The sequence below is a fragment of the Henriciella barbarensis genome (genome assembly GCF_003576345.1).
Lineage (GTDB): Bacteria > Pseudomonadota > Alphaproteobacteria > Caulobacterales > Hyphomonadaceae > Henriciella > Henriciella barbarensis.
Map to the genome: position 1 here is coordinate 463,175 of NZ_QWGB01000005.1, position 16,565 is coordinate 479,739.

A 16,565-nucleotide genomic window follows, 5' to 3' on the forward strand; every position below is an offset into this window, starting at 1 on the left:
GGTTCTACAGGGTGCAAATAAATATCACGTAAATCGGTCCACGAAATTTCTGAACACTTCGAACGGCTCCTTTAACCATAGCCGGGAAGCATCTTCACGAGGCAGCACTCAGCCTCGTTAGGCTTCGTGAAACCTTCTAGACGGTAGATATTATCAAAGACCGTATACCTTACAGGAGCGTCTGCAATGAAACTGATTTCAAGGCTGGCCGCCGCTTGCCTCATGGCTGGCACGTTTACCCTGACTGCGACCGCCCAGCAGATGACCGTAGAGACCGGCACGACCAAGCCATTGCGCCTGTCGCGCGCCGCCGCGAATGTGGTGATCGGCAATCAGAACATCGCGGATGTCGCCGTCGCTGACCCGCACATGATCTTCCTGACGGGAAAGAGCTTTGGCACCACGAACCTCGTCGTTCTTGACGCCAACAACAATATTATCGTTGAGACCGACGTGGTTGTGACGACGAATGCGGCCAATCTGGTAACCATCAATCGCGGTGGCAGCTCGTTCACCTATGACTGCGCTGGCGAGTGCCGCGATGCTCCGGTCCTTGGCGACAATGAAGATCACTTCTCACGCTCTCTGGACCAGGCCGAGCAGCTGAAGCGCCTGACGGACAACTAGGCCACGCGCCTTCCCTTGCAGAAAAAGCGAAAGCCAGCCTCGGTTCGGGGCTGGCTTTTTTTATCTTAATGGAAAGGCCCTAGCGACTAGGACGGCTATTGCTCGTCGCGGCCAGGGTCGGCTGGCTCTGGGCGGCTGCGACAGCCGCCGCTTCGTCGATGCTCGCAGAATAAACTGGCGCAGCAATTTCAGACAGGTTGCCGATCGGGCGGCCATCAACGCGCCACTCAAAGGCAGTGCCGTCGCGTACGGTTACCGTCCAGTCAGCACCGACCCGTGGATAATAGATCTCGCCGCGTGCCATCGTCCGGCTACGGAAAATCGTGCCGTCCGGGCCCCGCACCTCGATCCAGTCAGGGCGAGTGGCGATAATTGAAAGCTCGGGCGCATCGATCTGACCGGCCGTAAGCGGCGAGCGTGCGAACAGGCTTTCCTGGGCAGTATTCACCGCAACCACGCGCTCAGCGACGGATGGTGCCGAGCGGCCCGTTATCGTATCGCCGGGGGTCATGAGAAAGGCGACGCCGACGCCAGCGGCCACCACGCAGGCCATAACGGCTGCCGGGATCGCGATACGGCTTCCACGGCGCGGCTGAACCTCGGCAACCGACGAACGCGGGACCGCTGTCGCCAGCTTTGGATTGTCGTCCATCGGGAAGTCAGCGAGGACATTCTCCGGCGGGATGCCGAGATATTTTGCGTAGCTTTTCGCCGCAATCCGTGTGCGGCTCATATCGTAGCCGGGCGGCTGGGTCGTGCGCTCCAGGCAATCGATCGCGCGCTGGTTCATGTGCAACGCGCTCGAAACGGCAGCGATGCTCAGCTCCTGGCGTTCACGTGCGGCGCGCAGGATGCCACCAGCGGTAAAATTGTCGATCAGGCTATCGCCGCCGGACGGCGCCACAGCCGCGTCTTCAATGACGAGCGTTTCATCACGATTATCAGCAGCATGGGAATCAGGATTTTCAACGCCAGTGTGAACTGGGTGATCCGAAATCTGTTCGGCTTCGGAAGACGCAACTTCTGCTTTACGCTCGTCGTCGTTCATGACGCGATGATCCAATCGGTGACTGGCGGATAAATTGTGGGAACTGCATACCCCATGCCATGCAGCACTTATGGTATACGCCGCCTATCCATGATCTTTCAAGGCAATTTTCTGTATCCGGGCAATGGATAATACTTCGTTACGAAGATCAGCATTGGATTCATAAATCGCCGCGCGAAATTCCGGACCAAAGGTTGAGAGATCTACACTTCGCAGCATGCGTTTTACTGGACCGACACCCGAAGCCGGCATCGAAAGCGTGTGATAACCAAGCCCTATAAGGCAAAGCGCCTCGAGTGGATGGGAGGAAATTTCTCCGCATACAGAGACTGGAAGTTGATGACGCTCGCACTCTTGACGGATCATATCGAGGAACCGTAGCGCCGGCCGACTGATGAAATCGTATCGTTCCGAGACAGCCGGAACCATGCGGTCTGCCGCGAAGAAGAACTGCATCAGGTCATTCGTGCCGACGGAAATGAAGTCTGCCTCAGACGCAAGCTCTCCGATTGTGAAAGCGAGCGCCGGCGCCTCAAGCATGGCGCCTGTGCGCACGTCGCACGGTTTCTGGAAGCCGCGCGCGGCACTCCACTCGATCTCCTCCATGAGGAGAGCCTTGGCCTCGAAGAACTCATCAGCCTTGGTCACCATCGGAAACATGACGCTAAGCGGGCCGCCATCTGCAGCCCTGACAAGCGCGCGTAGCTGACGGCGAAAGAGACCCGGACGGTCAAGCGCGAAGCGGATAGACCGCCAGCCGAGCGCCGGGTTTTCTTCTTCGCCCTTGTTCGCATTCGGCAGCATCTTGTCGCCGCCGAGGTCCAGCGTGCGGAAATGAACGGGCCGGTTGCCCGCAAAATCCAGCACCTGTCGGTAGAGACCGATCTGCGACTCCATTTTCGGCAGGGTGTCGGAGACGAGAAACTGGAATTCCGTGCGGAACAGACCGATGCCTTCAGCGCCAGTCTTGTCCATTGCGTCCATGTCGAGGGCGAGGCCGGCATTCAGCATAAGATTGATATCGACGCCGTCGCGTGTGCGGGACGGCTGATCTTTCAGCGCCTGGAACGCGGCCTGACGCTCCGTGCGCATGAGGCGTCTTGTCTCATAGGCGGTCAGCAGATCCTGATCGGGACGCACATGAAGCATACCCTGTTCAGCATCGACGATAACCTGATCGCCTTGTGCAACTGCACTGCTTAACCCGGCGACCCCGCCAAGGGTGGGAATGCCGAGGGCCCGGGCGACGATCGCTGCGTGGCTGGAGGGGGCGACCTCCTCAAGGATGATCGCCGCCAGGCCGGAATTGCGATATTCAAGCAGCTCAGCAGGGCCGAGCCGCCGTGCGATCAGAACTTCGCTTGCCGCGCCAGCGTCGTTCTCTTCACTTCCCGTTGCCGACCCGTCACTGCCCGCCAGGACGCGTAGCAGCCTGTTGTCGAGGTCTTCAAGGTCATGCAGGCGTTCGCGCAGATACGGGTCTGCGGCATTCTCCAGCTTCACCCTGTGCTCACGGCGTGAGCGGTCAACGGCAGCCTCCGCCGAAAGACCTGAGCGTACCGTCTCTTCCAGACGTGCGGCCCACATGGGGTCACTGGCGAGCATCTTGTAGGCTTCGAGAACCTCCCGCGGTTCGCCAAAGATGGCGCTCACATCATTGGTCAGCATCTTGTCCAGCGACGTCCGCAACTGGCGAAGCGCAGCACTCAACCGGCGCGCTTCGGCATCGGGATCATCGGCGAAGTAACGCGCTGGTGAGACGATCGGATCGTGAAGCTTCGCGGTACCAAGACCGAGCCCTTCACCGAGGATCCGGCCCTTGAGTGTGATCGGACGGCTTTCACGCGGATCGGTCGTGGAAGGCTGTGTCGGCACATCGGAGGCAACGACCTCTGCCAGAACCATGGCAATGGTCTGCAGGCTGTCGACTTCGTCTTCATCGTAGAGCCGTTCCGTCCGGTTCTGCACGGTGAGGACACCGATGACGCGACCGCCGCGAAGGATCGGCACCCCAAGAAAGGCGTGGTAGGGATCTTCGCCCGTTTCGGGGCGGTAGGAAAAGGCCGGATGCCGCGGCGCGTCCTGAATCGAGAGCGGCTCTCCTGACAGCGCAATCTGGCCGACAAGGCCCTCGTCGAATGCCATGCGGGTCTGATGGACAGCGGTCGATGCCAGACCCTCGGTTGCGACCAGCTCGAGCTCGTCCGTATCGGTGCGTTTATAGATGGAGCAAACGTCAGCCACCATCGTGCCCGCAATGAGGGTCACCACCTTCTGCAGGCGGGTGTCAGCTTCCATGTCGCCCGCCATGACATCACGCAGGCGATTGATCAGAAGTCGAGGGACCGAAAAACTTTGGGGCATGACAAGCCGCTCTTGGCTTGCTGAGCTACGTAGCGTCAAGCCCAAAGGCAGTGTGAAGTGCACGTACTGCAAGTTCGGTGTAGGCCGCCTGAATGAGGACCGAAATCTTGATTTCGGAGGTGGAGATCACGTCGATATTGATCCCCTTCCTGTAAAGAGCATCGAACATTGTGCCAGCAACACCGGTATGGCTTTTCATGCCCACACCGATCACGGAAACCTTTGCGACATCGCGTGAAACGCTGAGCGATTCGAAACCAATGTCTGCCTTGGATTCGAGCAGGATTCTTTCAGCATTTTCGCTGTCGGCGCTCGTACAGGTGAAAACCATGTTGGCGCGTTCCGGGCCGCGGGCATTCGCCTGCACAATCATGTCCACATTGACGCCTGCGTCTGCCAGCATGGAGAAGATACGGGCCGAAACGCCCGGTTTGTCCTCAACACCATAGAGGGTGACCTTGGCTTCATCGCGCGAATAGGTGACGCCATTGACGATCTGTTTTTCCACGATTTCATCCTCACTGCAGACATAGGTGCCTGGATTGTCTTCCCCGGGCTGCGCGAAGCTGGACAGCACACGCACGCGGACCTGGTGGTTCATGGCAAGCTCAACCGAGCGGGTCTGGAGAACCTTTGCGCCCAGCGATGCCATTTCGAGCATCTCTTCATAGGAAATCTTGTCGAGCCGGCGCGCCTGCGGAACGATGCGCGGGTCCGTCGTGTAGACGCCGTCCACATCGGTATAGATGTCGCAGCTTTCCGCCCCCAGCGCAGCGGCCACGGCTACGGCGCTGGTGTCGGAGCCGCCCCGGCCAAGTGTCGAGACACGGCCCTCATCGGTCACGCCCTGAAAGCCCGCGATGACGGCGATTTCGCCCCCATCGACGGCGTCGAGCAAGCCCGAATTCTCAAAGCCCATGATCCGGGCCTTGCCATGTGCAGAGCTCGTTTTCATGGCAAGCTGCCAGCCGAGCCAGCTGCGCGCCTTCAGACCGCGCTTGCGGAGGGCAAGAGCCAGAAGGCCACTGGTGACCTGCTCACCGGAGGAGACCACGACGTCATACTCGTCATCGAAGGAAGGTCCGCTGATATTGTCGCCAGCGGCGCCGCGCGCAAAACCAACGAGCTTGTTTGTCTCACCTGCCATGGCCGAGACGATCACTGCGAGCTTCTCGCCCTGGCTCGCGCGCCAGGACACAAGATCGGCGACATGTGCGATCCGATCGAGATCGCCCACCGACGTACCGCCAAATTTCAGAACCGTGCGCTGCATTGCCTCGCCGCCTCGCCCTCCCAAATAGAGATAAGACCGATCATATGATCGGGGTCATCAGGATATCCCCGGATGTCCCGCGCGCAGCTTTAGTCGTGTCAGGATGCGAGCGCAAACAGGATTGCTAAAGAGATGGATGAATTCTCAGAAAATACCGTAGCGGAACCCCGCCAGCCCAGCATCGACGCCAACGAGGTTGCGAAGTTTTCAGCCATGGCGGCTGAATGGTGGGACCCGAAAGGCAAGTTCAAGCCACTGCACAAGTTCAACCCGGTGCGCCTTGGCTTTATCCGCGACACGGCCTGCAGCCATTTCGGACTGGATGGAACGGCGCGAAAACCACTCAAAGGACTTCGCGTGCTCGACATCGGTTGCGGCGGGGGTCTCGTCAGCGAGCCGATGGCCCGGCTCGGGGCAAGTGTCACCGGCGTCGATGCGAGCGAAGCCAACATCAAGACCGCGCTGACCCATGCACGCGAGGGCGGTCTCGACATCGACTATCGCGCAGGTACGGCGGAAGGCTTGCTGGAGGCCGGCGTCGAACCTTTCGACATCGTGCTGAACCTTGAAGTCGTCGAACATGTCGCCGATCCTGCCCAGTTCATGAAGGACACTGCCGCCCTGCTGCGTCCGGGTGGGCTGATGATTGCCGCGACGCTCAACCGGACGCCTAAAGCATTTGCGCTGGCCATAGTTGGCGCGGAATATGTGCTGCGCTGGCTGCCGCCCGGCACGCATGAGTTTTCCAAGTTCCTGACGCCTGCAGAGGTCGCCGCGCCCCTGCAGATGGCAGGGCTTGAAACGGACCGCCCACAGGGCGTGTCCTACAACCCGGTTTCAGACAGCTGGCGGCTTTCGAATGACACGAAGGTCAACTACATGCTCGTCGCGCGGCGGCCTGTATCGCCTGGAGGCGGTTGATGATCACACCTGAAGATGTCTTGTCCTACTGGATCGGCGATACAGCCACGTCGACCGGGCAGCTGAAGGAAAAGAACAAGCTCTGGTTCACCAAGAGCTTCGAGACGGACGAGGAAATCGCCCGCCGCTTTACCGATGTGATCGGCGCACTGGCCGCTGGTCTCGCGGCAGACTGGGCGAACCGTGGCGCACGGGGTCGTCTGGCCGCGATCATTGCCTTGGACCAGTTCAGCCGGAACATCTTTCGTGGTCACCGCTACAGCTTCATGCACGATCCACTCAGCCGTCACCTGATGCAGGTCGGGCTGGACCTCGGTCAGGACCGGACCCTCTCGGAACCCGAGCGGGTCTTTTTCTACCTGCCCGCCGAGCATTCAGAGAAGATGGCCGACCAGAACCTGTCGGTCTCGCTGTTCGAAAAGCTCAGCGAAGAGGCCCGCGAGGACTATCGCGAGTTCTGCAAGGCGACGCTCGACTATGCTTACAAGCACCGTGAGGTCATCGAGCGGTTCGGGCGTTTTCCGCACCGGAATGAGTTGCTGCAACGCACCTCTACTCCTGCTGAAGAAAAGTATCTCGCCCAGCCGGGCGCAGGGTTCTAGGCGCCGGGGCGCCCCCCCTCTCGTTAAGTCAGACTTGCAGCTATGCGCGAGCAGTGGTTGCAATTGAAACTTGGCGGGCCAGATAGCCGTGCTGGACGATGGACGAGTGGCCCGATGCAGAGTGAAACCGTAGAAACAGTCGTGCCGGCCGTCCCCCCTGCCCTTCCAATGCCACTCTGGGAATTCGTCGGCATGATTGCCGCGATGATGGCCCTGAATGCGCTGGCCATTGATACGATGTTGCCAGCGCTGCACGACATCGCGCAGTCCTATGACCTGCAAGAGGCCAATGACCAGCAGCTGGTGATCTTTGCCTATGTGCTCGGCTTCGGGGCACCACAGCTGGTGTTCGGGCCGATCTCTGACAGTGTCGGGCGCAAGAAGATCGTGCTTGGCTGTATCGCCTTTTACACAATTACAGGCTTTGCCTGCATGGCCGCGACGAGCTTCTCCATGCTGCTTGCGATACGTTTTCTGCAAGGGATTGCCGCGTCCGGCATTCGGGTCATCGCCGTCTCGGTCGTGCGCGACCTGATGGGCGGCCGCGCCATGGCGCGCCTTATGTCGCTGGTCATGACGGTGTTCATGGTCGTGCCGATCCTCGCGCCTTCCCTTGGTCAGGGCGTGATGCTGTTCGCCCCTTGGCAGTGGACGTTTGGGGTGCTCGGCATTGCGGGCCTGTTGATGATGGTCTGGATCACGCTGCGTCTTCCCGAAACACTGCCATCGGAAGATCGCCCACCCCTAAATTTCGGCGGCTCATTCCGGGCCTACAAGCAGGTGCTCACGACGCGCGTAACGCTCGGTTATATGTGCGCGAGCGGCGTTATCTTTGGTGCGCTGTTTTCGTATGTCGCCTCCTCCGAACAGGTTTTCCGCGACGTGTTTGAAAAGGAAGAAACCTTCGTGCTCTGGTTCGCCGGGATCGCGGGTGCGCTCTCGATTGCGAACTTCATGAACTCCCGCATCGTCGAGCGGATCGGCATGCGCCGGGTCAGCCATACGGTCCTGCTCGGCTTTATCGTGTTGGCGATCATCAACACCCTTGCCCTGATCCAGTTTGGCGAGCGCCTCATCATATTTTACCCGTTGTTCGCGCTGACCTTTGCATGCTTCGGTCTTATCGGTGCAAACTTTTCTGCGCTTGCCATGGAGCCTCTTGGAAAGATCGCCGGAACCGGCAGCGCCGCCTATGGCTTCATGACAACCACCGTAGCGACTTTTTTCGGCTGGCTCGTATCGAGCCGCTTTAACGGATCCGTCGTGCCGATCCTTGAGGGTTATGTCGGGCTGGGGCTCGGCTGTCTTCTGATCGTCCTGATTACCGAAAGAGGGCGGTTGTTCGGCAGCCGTGACGATCCTGACTAGAATAAACGCGAGCCCGAGGTCTGCAGATACGGGACGTAATTGCAAATATTCGTCCCGCCAGAGTCCCTCAGACACGCCGTGGTTGCATAAATTTCGCTAATCGAAAGAATCTCGGCGAAAATTTGAACTCACGCTCTATCCACCTATTGTATGAGTATGCATGAGAAAGTTCGCATTAGCTTATTAGCTGGCGCGACGATCCTGGCAGGGCTGAGCACGACAAGATGCAATTCAGCGCCAGAGACGACCAATGTCGTACAGGGCGGGTCCGTCGAAACCATCAAGGAAGATGGTGATCTGATCGTTTTGACGCTTGAGGGCCCCACAACGTTCAGCGTGTCGAGCGCTGGCGCGATCGGCTATGAAGCCGACCTCGTAAAAGCCTTCGCCGAAGATCTCGGCGTCACGCCCCGATTTATCCAGATGGATAGTATCGACGAGATCGCCGACGCCATGGAAAACGGCCGCGCGCACCTGGCAGCTGCCAATCTGACCATTACCGATACGCGCAAGGAACGCTTGTCCTTTGGTCCGGCCTATCGGAACGTCGAGGAAAGCGTCGTGTGTCATCAGGGCGGCCCCGCTCCGAAGGAGCTGGAAGCGCTGTCCACGGTGAGCCTGTCGGTTGTAAAAGGCTCCACTTATGCCGAGACGCTGGAGGGACTAAGCGCCGACTATCCGTCGCTGTCATTCGATACCCAGATTGCCGGTTCGGCCCTTCCACTCCTACGCGATGTTGCAGAGCAACGGCTTGATTGCACGATCGCCGACTCTCATCTCGCCGAATATGCACGCCGTCTCTATCCAGACCTCGTGGTCCCCATGACCCTGACCGAGGCACGTCCACTGGGCTGGGTCTACAATTCGGAAATTGCCGGCATGGACCAGGCGCTTGCAGGTTGGTTCATGGAAGCCCACGCTAGCGGGTATCTTGAAGAACTCGATGAGCACTGGTTCGGCCATCTGGACGAATTCGACTATGTCGAAGTCCTGCGCTTCGTCGAGCGGGTCGAAGAAAGACTGCCGCTTTACAGAACCTATTTCGAAGCTGCGGCCGAAGAGAAGCCTTTCGACTGGCTGCTTCTCGCTGCACAGGCATACCAGGAATCACACTGGGATCCTGACGCGGTCAGCCCGACCGGCGTCCGTGGGATCATGATGCTCACCCGCCCGACGGCGAAGGAAGTCGGTATTCAGGACAGAACCGATCCTGCGCAAAGTGTCGACGGCGGGGCGCGTTACCTCGCACGCCTTTATGACAGGCTGCCTGACGCCATTCAGGGCGAAGAGCGTCTCTGGTTCGCACTCGCCGCCTATAATGTCGGCATGGGTCACGTATACGATGCGCGCACCCTGGCACGGCGGCAGGGGCTGGACCCGAATAGCTGGCAGAACATTGAACGCATGCTGCCCCTGCTGACACGTCCGAAATACTATAATTCAGTGAAGTACGGTTATGCACGCGGTTATGAGCCCGTCCGCTATGTCGAGCGTATCCGCGACTATTATAATATGCTGAGAACCAACGTGCCGGTCTGATATGGCCTTGCGCCCAGCGCCTGCGGGTTAGTTCGTTTTCTTCGATGTATCGTCGATCAGGTCCGCATTGATGCCCATGGAGCCCATGCGCTCTTTCCAGCGTTGACGGGCAAGCTTCTGCATATCTTCGACGACATCCTGCTCATCGATGATTTCGAGGCCGAGCAAGGTTTCCACGACGTCTTCAAGCGTCACAAGGCCGAGCACGGTTCCGAACTCGTCTACGACGACAGCGATATGGCTCTTATCTTCCATCAGAAGACCGAAAGTGGCGGATGCCGTCTTGCTGTCCGGAATGGTCAGGATATCGCGCTTGAAAGACCCGAGCGCTGAATCGAACTCGTCACGGGCCTGTGCAACGAGCAAGTCGTTCTTCAGGACGTAGCCAGTCATGTCATCGTTCTCGCCGGTGGAAACCAGGATACGCGAGAATGGTTTTTCTGAATGCTTCTGGAAGAACTCGTCGACATTCATTGTGGCCGGAACAGAAAAGATGACCGGTCGCGGCGTCATGATATCGCGAACCGACAGGCGGTTCAGCTTCATCACATTGCTGAGGATCCGGTGCTCACGCGCATTGATGGCGCCTTCTTCTGCGCCGATGCGGGCCATGGCTTGCAATTCGTCCCGGCTGAATGTCGGCTGGCCATGTGCGCCTGCCGAAACGAGACGGGTAAGCTGCTCAAAGATGATGACAAAGGGCGTCAGGATAATAGTCAGCCACCAGATGAGCCTACCCATGAATGGCGCCAGATTTTGCCAGTAGGCGGCGCCGATCGATTTCGGAATGATCTCTGAAAACACCAGAATAAGCAGGGTGAGCACGCCAGACGTCACACCGAGATAGGCATTGCCAAAGACGACCGCGGACTGTGCCCCTACGCCCGCTGCACCGACCGTATGCGCAATCGTGTTAGCGGTGAGGATCGCTGCCAGTGGCCGGTCAATCCGGTTGCGGAGCTTGGCCAGCACCTTGGCCCCCGGCTTCTTCTGTTGCTCCAGCGTTGCGATGAAAGAAGGCCTGACTGAAAGAAGGACCGCTTCGGCTACTGAACAGAAAAACGATACGCCAATCGCAATGGCAAGATATACAAGAAGTAGGGTCATGATGCTTTCAGGCGGTCAGGCCCGCAAAGTCTCCTCTGGCAGACTGGATTTTGGCTAAGCTTTTGCGCCTAACGCGTAACATGCAGCACGTGTTGCACCTAAACCTTTTCCAGCCAGGCATCCTCTACCGTATCGACGACATCACTCATTATCGATGTGATCTTGAAGTCCTTCGGCGTGTAGACGCGGCGGACCCCCATCTGCTTCAGCGCCCGCTCATCTTCCGGCGGGATGATGCCGCCAACGATCAGCGGTACATTCTCCAGCCCCGCCTTGCGAAGCTCTGCAATCGTGTCACGGACGAGGTCGAGGTGGCTGCCTGACAGGATGGAAAGGCCGACGACATGGGCGTTTGCTTCCCTGGCCTGCGCGGCGATATCGGCTGGCGTGAAGCGGATGCCTTCATAGACGACCTCCATGCCGCAGGCCCGTGCCCGGCTAGCGATCTGTTCGGCACCGTTTGAATGGCCGTCGAGGCCGGGCTTGCCGAGCACATAGGTGAGCTTGCGGCCGAGCGCTTCGGACACTTTCTCGACCCGCGCACGGGTTTTCTCGATGTCTTCGTCGCCGCGCGTTTCGATGGTCAACGCAACACCCGTAGGGCCACGATACTCACCAAAAACCTCACGGAGAGCGCCGCCCCATTCCCCCGTCGTCACGCCGGCTTTGGCGGCAGTGATCGAGGGTTCCATGATATTTTCGCCGGAACGCGCAGCCTCCTGCAGGGCGGTGAGCGCGGTCTGCGCCGCAGCCTCATCACGCGAACTGCGCCAGTCTTTCAGGGCCTGTACCTGACCCGCCTCGAGCATTGGATCGACGGTTTCGATCATCTTCTCGCCAGCGCTCAGCGGGCTTTCGGCCGTTTCCTGATAGCGGTTGACGCCAACGACAGTCTGCGCGCCGCTTTCGATGGCGAGGATACGCTCGACATGGGCGCCGACGAGGCTCTCCTTCATGTAGGGCACCGAGTCGACTGCGCCGCCCATCTCATCAAGCCGGGCGAGCTCTGCACGGGCACCGTCTTTCAGCTCACTGGTCTTGGCATCGACGACGTGGCTACCGTCGAATAGGTCCTCAAACTCCAGAAGATCTGTTTCGTAGGCGAGGATCTGCTGCAGGCGGAGCGACCATTGCTGGTCCCACTCACGCGGCAGGCCCATGGCTTCATTCCAGGCGGGCAGCTGGAGCGCGCGGCAGCGAGCGCGCTTCGACAGGGTCACTGCGAGTGCCTCGAGCAGGATGCGGTAGACGTTGTTCTCTGGTTGCTGCTCTGTCAGGCCCAGCGAATTGACTTGCACGCCATAGCGAAAGCGGAGCGCCTTCTCATCTGTCACGCCATAGCGTTCACGGCCAATCTCTTCCCAGAGATCAGTGAAAGCGCGCATCTTGCAGAGCTCTGTCACAAAGCGCACGCCAGCATTCACGAAGAAAGAGATGCGCCCGAAAACGGTCGGGAAGTCTTCGTCCGGCACCTGGCCGCCAGCTTTCACCTTATCGAGAACGGCGCACGCCGTCGCGAGGGCATAGGCCAGCTCCTGCTGCGGCGTCGCTCCAGCTTCCTGCAGATGGTAGGAGCAGACGTTCAGCGGATTCCACTTTGGCACCTCGGTGTAACACCAGCTAACCATATCCGCGATGAGGCGCATGGACGGCTCCGGCGGGAACACATACGTGCCGCGCGAAAGGTATTCCTTGATGATGTCGTTCTGGGTGGTGCCGCGAAGTTTCTTGCGATCATCGCCGCGCTCATCGGCAAGCGCCACATAAAGTGCGAGCAGCCAGGCTGCCGGCGCATTGATTGTCATGGAGGTGTTCATTTCCTCCAGTGGCAGACCTTCAAACAGGGTGCGCATGTCGCCGAGATGGCTGACCGGCACACCGACCTTACCGACCTCGCCGCGCGAGAGGACATGATCGCTGTCATAGGCGGTCTGGGTCGGCAGGTCGAAAGCAATGGAGAGACCGGTCTGGCCCCGCGCGAGGTTAGAGCGATAGAGCGCGTTCGATTTTGCTGCCGTCGAATGGCCGGCATAGGTCCGGAAAATCCACGGCCGGTCAGCATCGTGCTGGTAATCGCGTTCGCTCATTTGTACGCTCCTCCTTATATTGCGGCGCAACATGTACCGAACCTAGCGTCAGGGCAAGTTCTACCAGTTGGGGGATTGCATCACATCGCTCGCAAAACAATCTTGCGCCAATGGAGTGCGCAGCGGGCGGGTCTGCTCACGGGCAGACGTACCCGTAAATGACGGATAGAGGCGAACTGCCGCCTGGAAGGCAGCCTGGAGCAGAACACATGACCGGCCTTATCCGATTAAGCCTTGCTTTGCGTCTGGCAGCCTTGCTTGCCCTGCCACTGGCCATCCTGACCGCAGTGATCCTGGAGCGCAGCGCGATCATGGTGGTACTGATCGCGGCCGTGATGACCGCTGTGCGGCCCGTGGTCCTCCGCGCGGTAAAACAGAGCCCGCCGCCCTTGCCAAGCCTTCAAAAGCTGGCGCCGAAATTCGTCGGTATGGTTGTTCTGGGCGGCATCCTCTTTGTCGCCTTTGCTGGCATTGGCGCAGTCTTCACCGAAATCGATCTTGAGAGTCGGCTGACGATGACTGATGCGGCGATTCTGGGGTTCTGGGCCGCGTTTGCGGCGATCTGTCTTGCCATCCCAGTGAAGCTTCTGGACGGGGTAATTGATACGTCGGGCGCTGGCCTTCGGGTCGGGCCATTCTCGATCAGTCCGGATGGGACAGCGCCGGGCGATGAGGGCGGTGAGATCATCGAGGGCGAAGTTATCGGGCGCGGCCCCCGCAAGCCAGACAGCCGCGATTAAGCCCGAAAGAAACGGCACGCAGCCGTGCTATTTGGCCGCTCCGAGGCAAAGGCTGAGCTGTAAACTCAGCCCCACGGCCGGTTATCAGGCCCCTTCAAGCCATGGTGCGCGGGCATCAACGTCTGCGCCAATGCCGCGATAATACTGCCCCTGAACACGTCTTGTGACGGGACCGGGTTTGCCGGTGCCCACAGGCTTTCCATCGAGCTCGACCACCGGGAGGACGAGTCCTGTCGCAGACGTGGTGAAAACCTCGCGAGCGGTTTTCAGCTCGTCGAGGGCAATCACACGCTCTTCAACCGTCATGCCTATGCGCCCCATATGGTCGAGCACCGATTGACGCGTGATGCCGGGCAGGATCTGCCGACCGAGATTCCGCGTCACCAGCGTCTCGGCGTCCAGCACGACCCAGAGATTCGCAGACGCGGCCTCTGTGACCATGCCGTCCTCATGCAGGATCGCGCCGAACGCGCCGCCGCGCTCTGATTCCCGATAAGCGAGGGCCTGTGAAAGTAGCTGCGTCGTCTTGTAGTCGCGCCGCTTCCAGCGCTGGTCTTCGACGGTGATCGCCGAGACCCCATACTGTGCTTTTTCGCCGATCAGATTGCGTGTCTCGCAGAACATGAAGAGGCCCGGCATCAACGTTTCTGGTCCGCCAAAGTCGCGCCGTCCATATGCCCCGGCCGTTACCTGCAGATAGACAAAGCCTTCGATGACGCCGTTACGTGAGATCAGCTCTTCATGCAGGTCCTGCAGGCACACGGTGAGGTCATCGCGCGGTATATCGATACCCTCCAGCGTGCGCACGAGGCGCGCCATATGCGCGTCGAAGTCGATCAGCTCTCCACCGAATACGGCCGTTACTTCGTAGGCCGCGTGAGCGAAAAGAAACCCCCTGTCGAACGGCGACAGGCACGCTTCGTCCTTCTTCACATATACGCCGTTCAGATAGACGATGTCGGCAGGCTGCATGTCAGGAAAACTCACATTCTATCAGTAAGGGATGTTGCGCTGCAGCAAATTTTTTCTTGCCTTAGCGTCAATGATTTGGTCAGTGTCCCGCCATCGAGGAGATTTGTGAAGCAAAACAAAAATATTGCTCACATGAGGACTATCGGAGGATTTGTAGAATGAGTGTTGCGACAATCGCCCGTGAGAAGAAAGATATTTACGAAGTCGGTGAGATTCCGCCTGAGTTCCACGTACCGAAATTCATGCATGCCTGGGCGATTCGCCGCGAACGCCACGGGCGCCCGAATACCGCGATGCAAGTTGAGCAGGTACCGGTTCCGGAAATCGATTCCGACGAGGTGCTGGTGCTCGTTATGGCCGCGGGCGTCAATTACAACGGTATCTGGGCTGGCCTTGGTGAGCCGATTTCGCCGTTCGATGTTCACAAGGCAGACTTCCATGTCGCAGGCTCTGACGCGTCCGGTATTGTCTGGGCCGTGGGCCGCAAGGTCACCCGCGTAAAGCCGGGCGACGAAGTCGTCATCCACTGTAACCAGGACGATGGCGACGACGAGGAGTGTAATGGCGGCGACCCGATGTTCTCCCCGTCCCAGCGCATCTGGGGCTATGAGACGCCGGACGGTTCGTTCGCGCAGTTCTGTCGGGTACAGGCCCGCCAGTGCATGCCGCGTCCCAAGCACCTCACCTGGGAAGAAAGCGCCTGCTACACGCTGACGCTCGCAACCGCCTACCGCATGTTGTTCGGCCACCGTCCGCACATCGTGAAGCCGGGCAATAATGTCCTCGTATGGGGCGCATCCGGCGGGCTTGGCAGTTTCGGCGTCCAGCTTTGCGCCGTGACCGGTGCGCACGCAATCGGTGTGGTGTCCGACAATGACAAGTTCGACTTTGTCTATTCGATGGGCGCCAAGGGCGTGCTGAACCGGAAGGACTACAATTGCTGGGGCCAGTTGCCCACGGTCAATGGTCCCGAATTCTCCGACTATATGCGCGAGAACCGCAAGTTCGGTAAGGCGATCTGGGAGATTACGGGCAAAAAGGATGTCGACATCGTGTTCGAACATCCAGGCGAAAGCACTTTTCCTGTGTCTGTCTTCGTCGTGAAGCGTGGCGGCATGGTCGTTATCTGCGCCGGCACGACGGGTTTCAACCTGACCATGGATGCACGCTTCCTCTGGATGCGTCAGAAGCGGGTGCAGGGCTCTCACTTTGCGAACCTCGCCCAGGCTTCTGCGGCAAACCAGCTCGTCATCGACCGGCGGATCGACCCGTGCATGTCTGAGGTCTTCCCCTGGGCGGACATTCCGGCAGCGCATGAGAAGATGCTCGATAACAAGCACCTTCCGGGCAACATGGCGGTGCTCGTCACCTCACCAAAGCCGGGCCTGCGCACGGTTGAGGACGTCCTCGCCGTTTCCGGCCAGACATAAGCGCACGCGGCAATTTATTAGGCGCGCACGCGTAAATCGGGTATCATCGTCTCTGCTGGTTTCCTGCCGGCGGAGACAATCCTATGCAGCTCCTCGCAATCGCCTTTACTCTGGCCCTCGCCCTGCCGTCGTCGCCTCGCGAGCGCACACATGTATCATGGTTATGTGACATGAACGGAGCCACGGGCGTTCTGGAAGCTGAATACGACACGATCACACCGAACGGCGAGCCAACTTCACCGCCGCGCGAAGCGTTAAATGAGTTCATCGAGACCGGGGCTGGAAACGTCTTCTACAATGGCCGCCTGACGCTCGATGACCGCAACTATGTGTTCAGCGGCGAGAACCATATTGCCGAATTCACCAACACCTCCACGCTCGAACGCTTTCATGTGCATCTCAGGCGTGAGGGCAATATTCTGCGTCTCACCGAAGACCTCGGCGAAGGCAAAGAGAAAGTGTATCACTGCGCCCCTCTAAACTAGGC

The 16,565-nt window shown here is 59.2% G+C and carries 14 protein-coding genes; 8 read left to right on the forward strand and 6 right to left on the reverse strand.

The features are described 5' to 3' along the window. Nucleotides 1–186 precede the first annotated feature (186 nt). Nucleotides 187–627, forward strand: coding sequence for a pilus assembly protein N-terminal domain-containing protein (locus D1224_RS05185; protein ID WP_119378846.1), 441 nt, complete (start codon nucleotides 187–189; stop codon nucleotides 625–627). 79 nt (nucleotides 628–706) lie between these two features. Here D1224_RS05185 and D1224_RS05190 read toward each other — a convergent pair whose 3' ends face one another. From D1224_RS05190 to D1224_RS05200, 3 genes are all read right to left on the reverse strand, one after another. After that, nucleotides 707–1,675: a helix-turn-helix domain-containing protein gene (locus D1224_RS05190; protein WP_147372331.1), complete on the reverse strand. Its 969-nt coding sequence runs from the start codon at nucleotides 1,673–1,675 to the stop codon at nucleotides 707–709. 84 nt (nucleotides 1,676–1,759) lie between these two features. Next, a complete protein-coding gene (gene ptsP, locus D1224_RS05195; protein WP_119378848.1) occupies nucleotides 1,760–4,039 on the reverse strand; it encodes a phosphoenolpyruvate--protein phosphotransferase in 2,280 nt (759 codons plus the stop codon). 25 nt (nucleotides 4,040–4,064) lie between these two features. Next, nucleotides 4,065–5,312, reverse strand: a complete 1,248-nt coding sequence (locus tag D1224_RS05200; protein WP_119378849.1) for an aspartate kinase — start codon at nucleotides 5,310–5,312, stop codon at nucleotides 4,065–4,067. A gap of 132 nt (nucleotides 5,313–5,444) precedes the next feature. Between D1224_RS05200 and ubiG the strand changes: the two genes are divergently transcribed. The 4 genes from ubiG to mltF all read left to right on the forward strand — a co-directional run bounded on the left by ubiG (nucleotide 5,445) and on the right by mltF (nucleotide 9,742). Further along, the gene (gene ubiG, locus D1224_RS05205; protein ID WP_119378850.1) at nucleotides 5,445–6,233 is read left to right on the forward strand and encodes a bifunctional 2-polyprenyl-6-hydroxyphenol methylase/3-demethylubiquinol 3-O-methyltransferase UbiG; all 789 of its coding nucleotides are present in this window, start codon (nucleotides 5,445–5,447) and stop codon (nucleotides 6,231–6,233) included. Next, nucleotides 6,233–6,835 carry a DUF924 family protein gene (locus D1224_RS05210; protein ID WP_119378851.1) on the forward strand — a complete coding sequence of 201 codons (603 nt, stop codon included), beginning with the start codon at nucleotides 6,233–6,235 and terminating at the stop codon, nucleotides 6,833–6,835. Before ubiG ends, D1224_RS05210 begins: the two co-directional genes overlap by 1 nt. A 168-nt stretch (nucleotides 6,836–7,003) precedes the next feature. Further along, nucleotides 7,004–8,203 carry a multidrug effflux MFS transporter gene (locus D1224_RS05215; protein WP_233350403.1) on the forward strand — a complete coding sequence of 400 codons (1,200 nt, stop codon included), beginning with the start codon at nucleotides 7,004–7,006 and terminating at the stop codon, nucleotides 8,201–8,203. A gap of 156 nt (nucleotides 8,204–8,359) precedes the next feature. Next, on the forward strand, nucleotides 8,360–9,742 hold the full coding sequence (mltF, locus tag D1224_RS05220) for a membrane-bound lytic murein transglycosylase MltF (RefSeq protein ID WP_119378853.1): 1,383 nt from the start codon (nucleotides 8,360–8,362) through the stop codon (nucleotides 9,740–9,742). Nucleotides 9,743–9,769: 27 nt separating this feature from the next. Here mltF and D1224_RS05225 read toward each other — a convergent pair whose 3' ends face one another. Continuing rightward, nucleotides 9,770–10,849, reverse strand: a complete 1,080-nt coding sequence (locus tag D1224_RS05225) for a hemolysin family protein (RefSeq protein ID WP_119378854.1) — start codon at nucleotides 10,847–10,849, stop codon at nucleotides 9,770–9,772. A 98-nt stretch (nucleotides 10,850–10,947) separates the two neighbouring features. Further along, nucleotides 10,948–12,936, reverse strand: coding sequence for a protein meaA (locus D1224_RS05230; RefSeq protein ID WP_119378855.1), 1,989 nt, complete (start codon nucleotides 12,934–12,936; stop codon nucleotides 10,948–10,950). A gap of 209 nt (nucleotides 12,937–13,145) precedes the next feature. Between D1224_RS05230 and D1224_RS05235 the strand changes: the two genes are divergently transcribed. After that, entirely contained in the window at nucleotides 13,146–13,676 is a 531-nt protein-coding gene (locus D1224_RS05235; RefSeq protein WP_119378856.1) for a hypothetical protein, read from the forward strand. 84 nt (nucleotides 13,677–13,760) lie between these two features. Here D1224_RS05235 and D1224_RS05240 read toward each other — a convergent pair whose 3' ends face one another. Next, nucleotides 13,761–14,663 carry an aminotransferase class IV gene (locus D1224_RS05240; RefSeq protein ID WP_233350404.1) on the reverse strand — a complete coding sequence of 301 codons (903 nt, stop codon included), beginning with the start codon at nucleotides 14,661–14,663 and terminating at the stop codon, nucleotides 13,761–13,763. Nucleotides 14,664–14,806: 143 nt separating this feature from the next. On the opposite strand from D1224_RS05240, the gene ccrA reads away from it, so the two are divergent. Both ccrA and D1224_RS05250 read left to right on the forward strand, forming a co-directional pair. Next, nucleotides 14,807–16,078 carry a crotonyl-CoA carboxylase/reductase gene (gene ccrA, locus D1224_RS05245; protein ID WP_119378858.1) on the forward strand — a complete coding sequence of 424 codons (1,272 nt, stop codon included), beginning with the start codon at nucleotides 14,807–14,809 and terminating at the stop codon, nucleotides 16,076–16,078. Nucleotides 16,079–16,248: 170 nt separating this feature from the next. Continuing rightward, nucleotides 16,249–16,563, forward strand: a complete 315-nt coding sequence (locus tag D1224_RS05250; protein WP_147372332.1) for a hypothetical protein — start codon at nucleotides 16,249–16,251, stop codon at nucleotides 16,561–16,563. The last annotated feature ends 2 nt before the right edge of the window (nucleotides 16,564–16,565 follow it).

What these genes read in the sequence shown, in the direction of transcription:
- D1224_RS05185 (WP_119378846.1), top strand. Translation starts at nt 187, where the DNA reads ATGAAACTGATTTCAAGGCTGGCCGCCGCTTGCCTCATGGCTGGCACG.
- D1224_RS05190 (WP_147372331.1), bottom strand. Translation starts at nt 1,675, where the DNA reads ATGAACGACGACGAGCGTAAAGCAGAAGTTGCGTCTTCCGAAGCCGAA.
- ptsP (WP_119378848.1), bottom strand. Translation starts at nt 4,039, where the DNA reads ATGCCCCAAAGTTTTTCGGTCCCTCGACTTCTGATCAATCGCCTGCGT.
- D1224_RS05200 (WP_119378849.1), bottom strand. Translation starts at nt 5,312, where the DNA reads ATGCAGCGCACGGTTCTGAAATTTGGCGGTACGTCGGTGGGCGATCTC.
- ubiG (WP_119378850.1), top strand. Translation starts at nt 5,445, where the DNA reads ATGGATGAATTCTCAGAAAATACCGTAGCGGAACCCCGCCAGCCCAGC.
- D1224_RS05210 (WP_119378851.1), top strand. Translation starts at nt 6,233, where the DNA reads ATGATCACACCTGAAGATGTCTTGTCCTACTGGATCGGCGATACAGCC.
- D1224_RS05215 (WP_233350403.1), top strand. Translation starts at nt 7,004, where the DNA reads ATGCCACTCTGGGAATTCGTCGGCATGATTGCCGCGATGATGGCCCTG.
- mltF (WP_119378853.1), top strand. Translation starts at nt 8,360, where the DNA reads ATGCATGAGAAAGTTCGCATTAGCTTATTAGCTGGCGCGACGATCCTG.
- D1224_RS05225 (WP_119378854.1), bottom strand. Translation starts at nt 10,849, where the DNA reads ATGACCCTACTTCTTGTATATCTTGCCATTGCGATTGGCGTATCGTTT.
- D1224_RS05230 (WP_119378855.1), bottom strand. Translation starts at nt 12,936, where the DNA reads ATGAGCGAACGCGATTACCAGCACGATGCTGACCGGCCGTGGATTTTC.
- D1224_RS05235 (WP_119378856.1), top strand. Translation starts at nt 13,146, where the DNA reads ATGACCGGCCTTATCCGATTAAGCCTTGCTTTGCGTCTGGCAGCCTTG.
- ccrA (WP_119378858.1), top strand. Translation starts at nt 14,807, where the DNA reads ATGAGTGTTGCGACAATCGCCCGTGAGAAGAAAGATATTTACGAAGTC.
- D1224_RS05250 (WP_147372332.1), top strand. Translation starts at nt 16,249, where the DNA reads ATGAACGGAGCCACGGGCGTTCTGGAAGCTGAATACGACACGATCACA.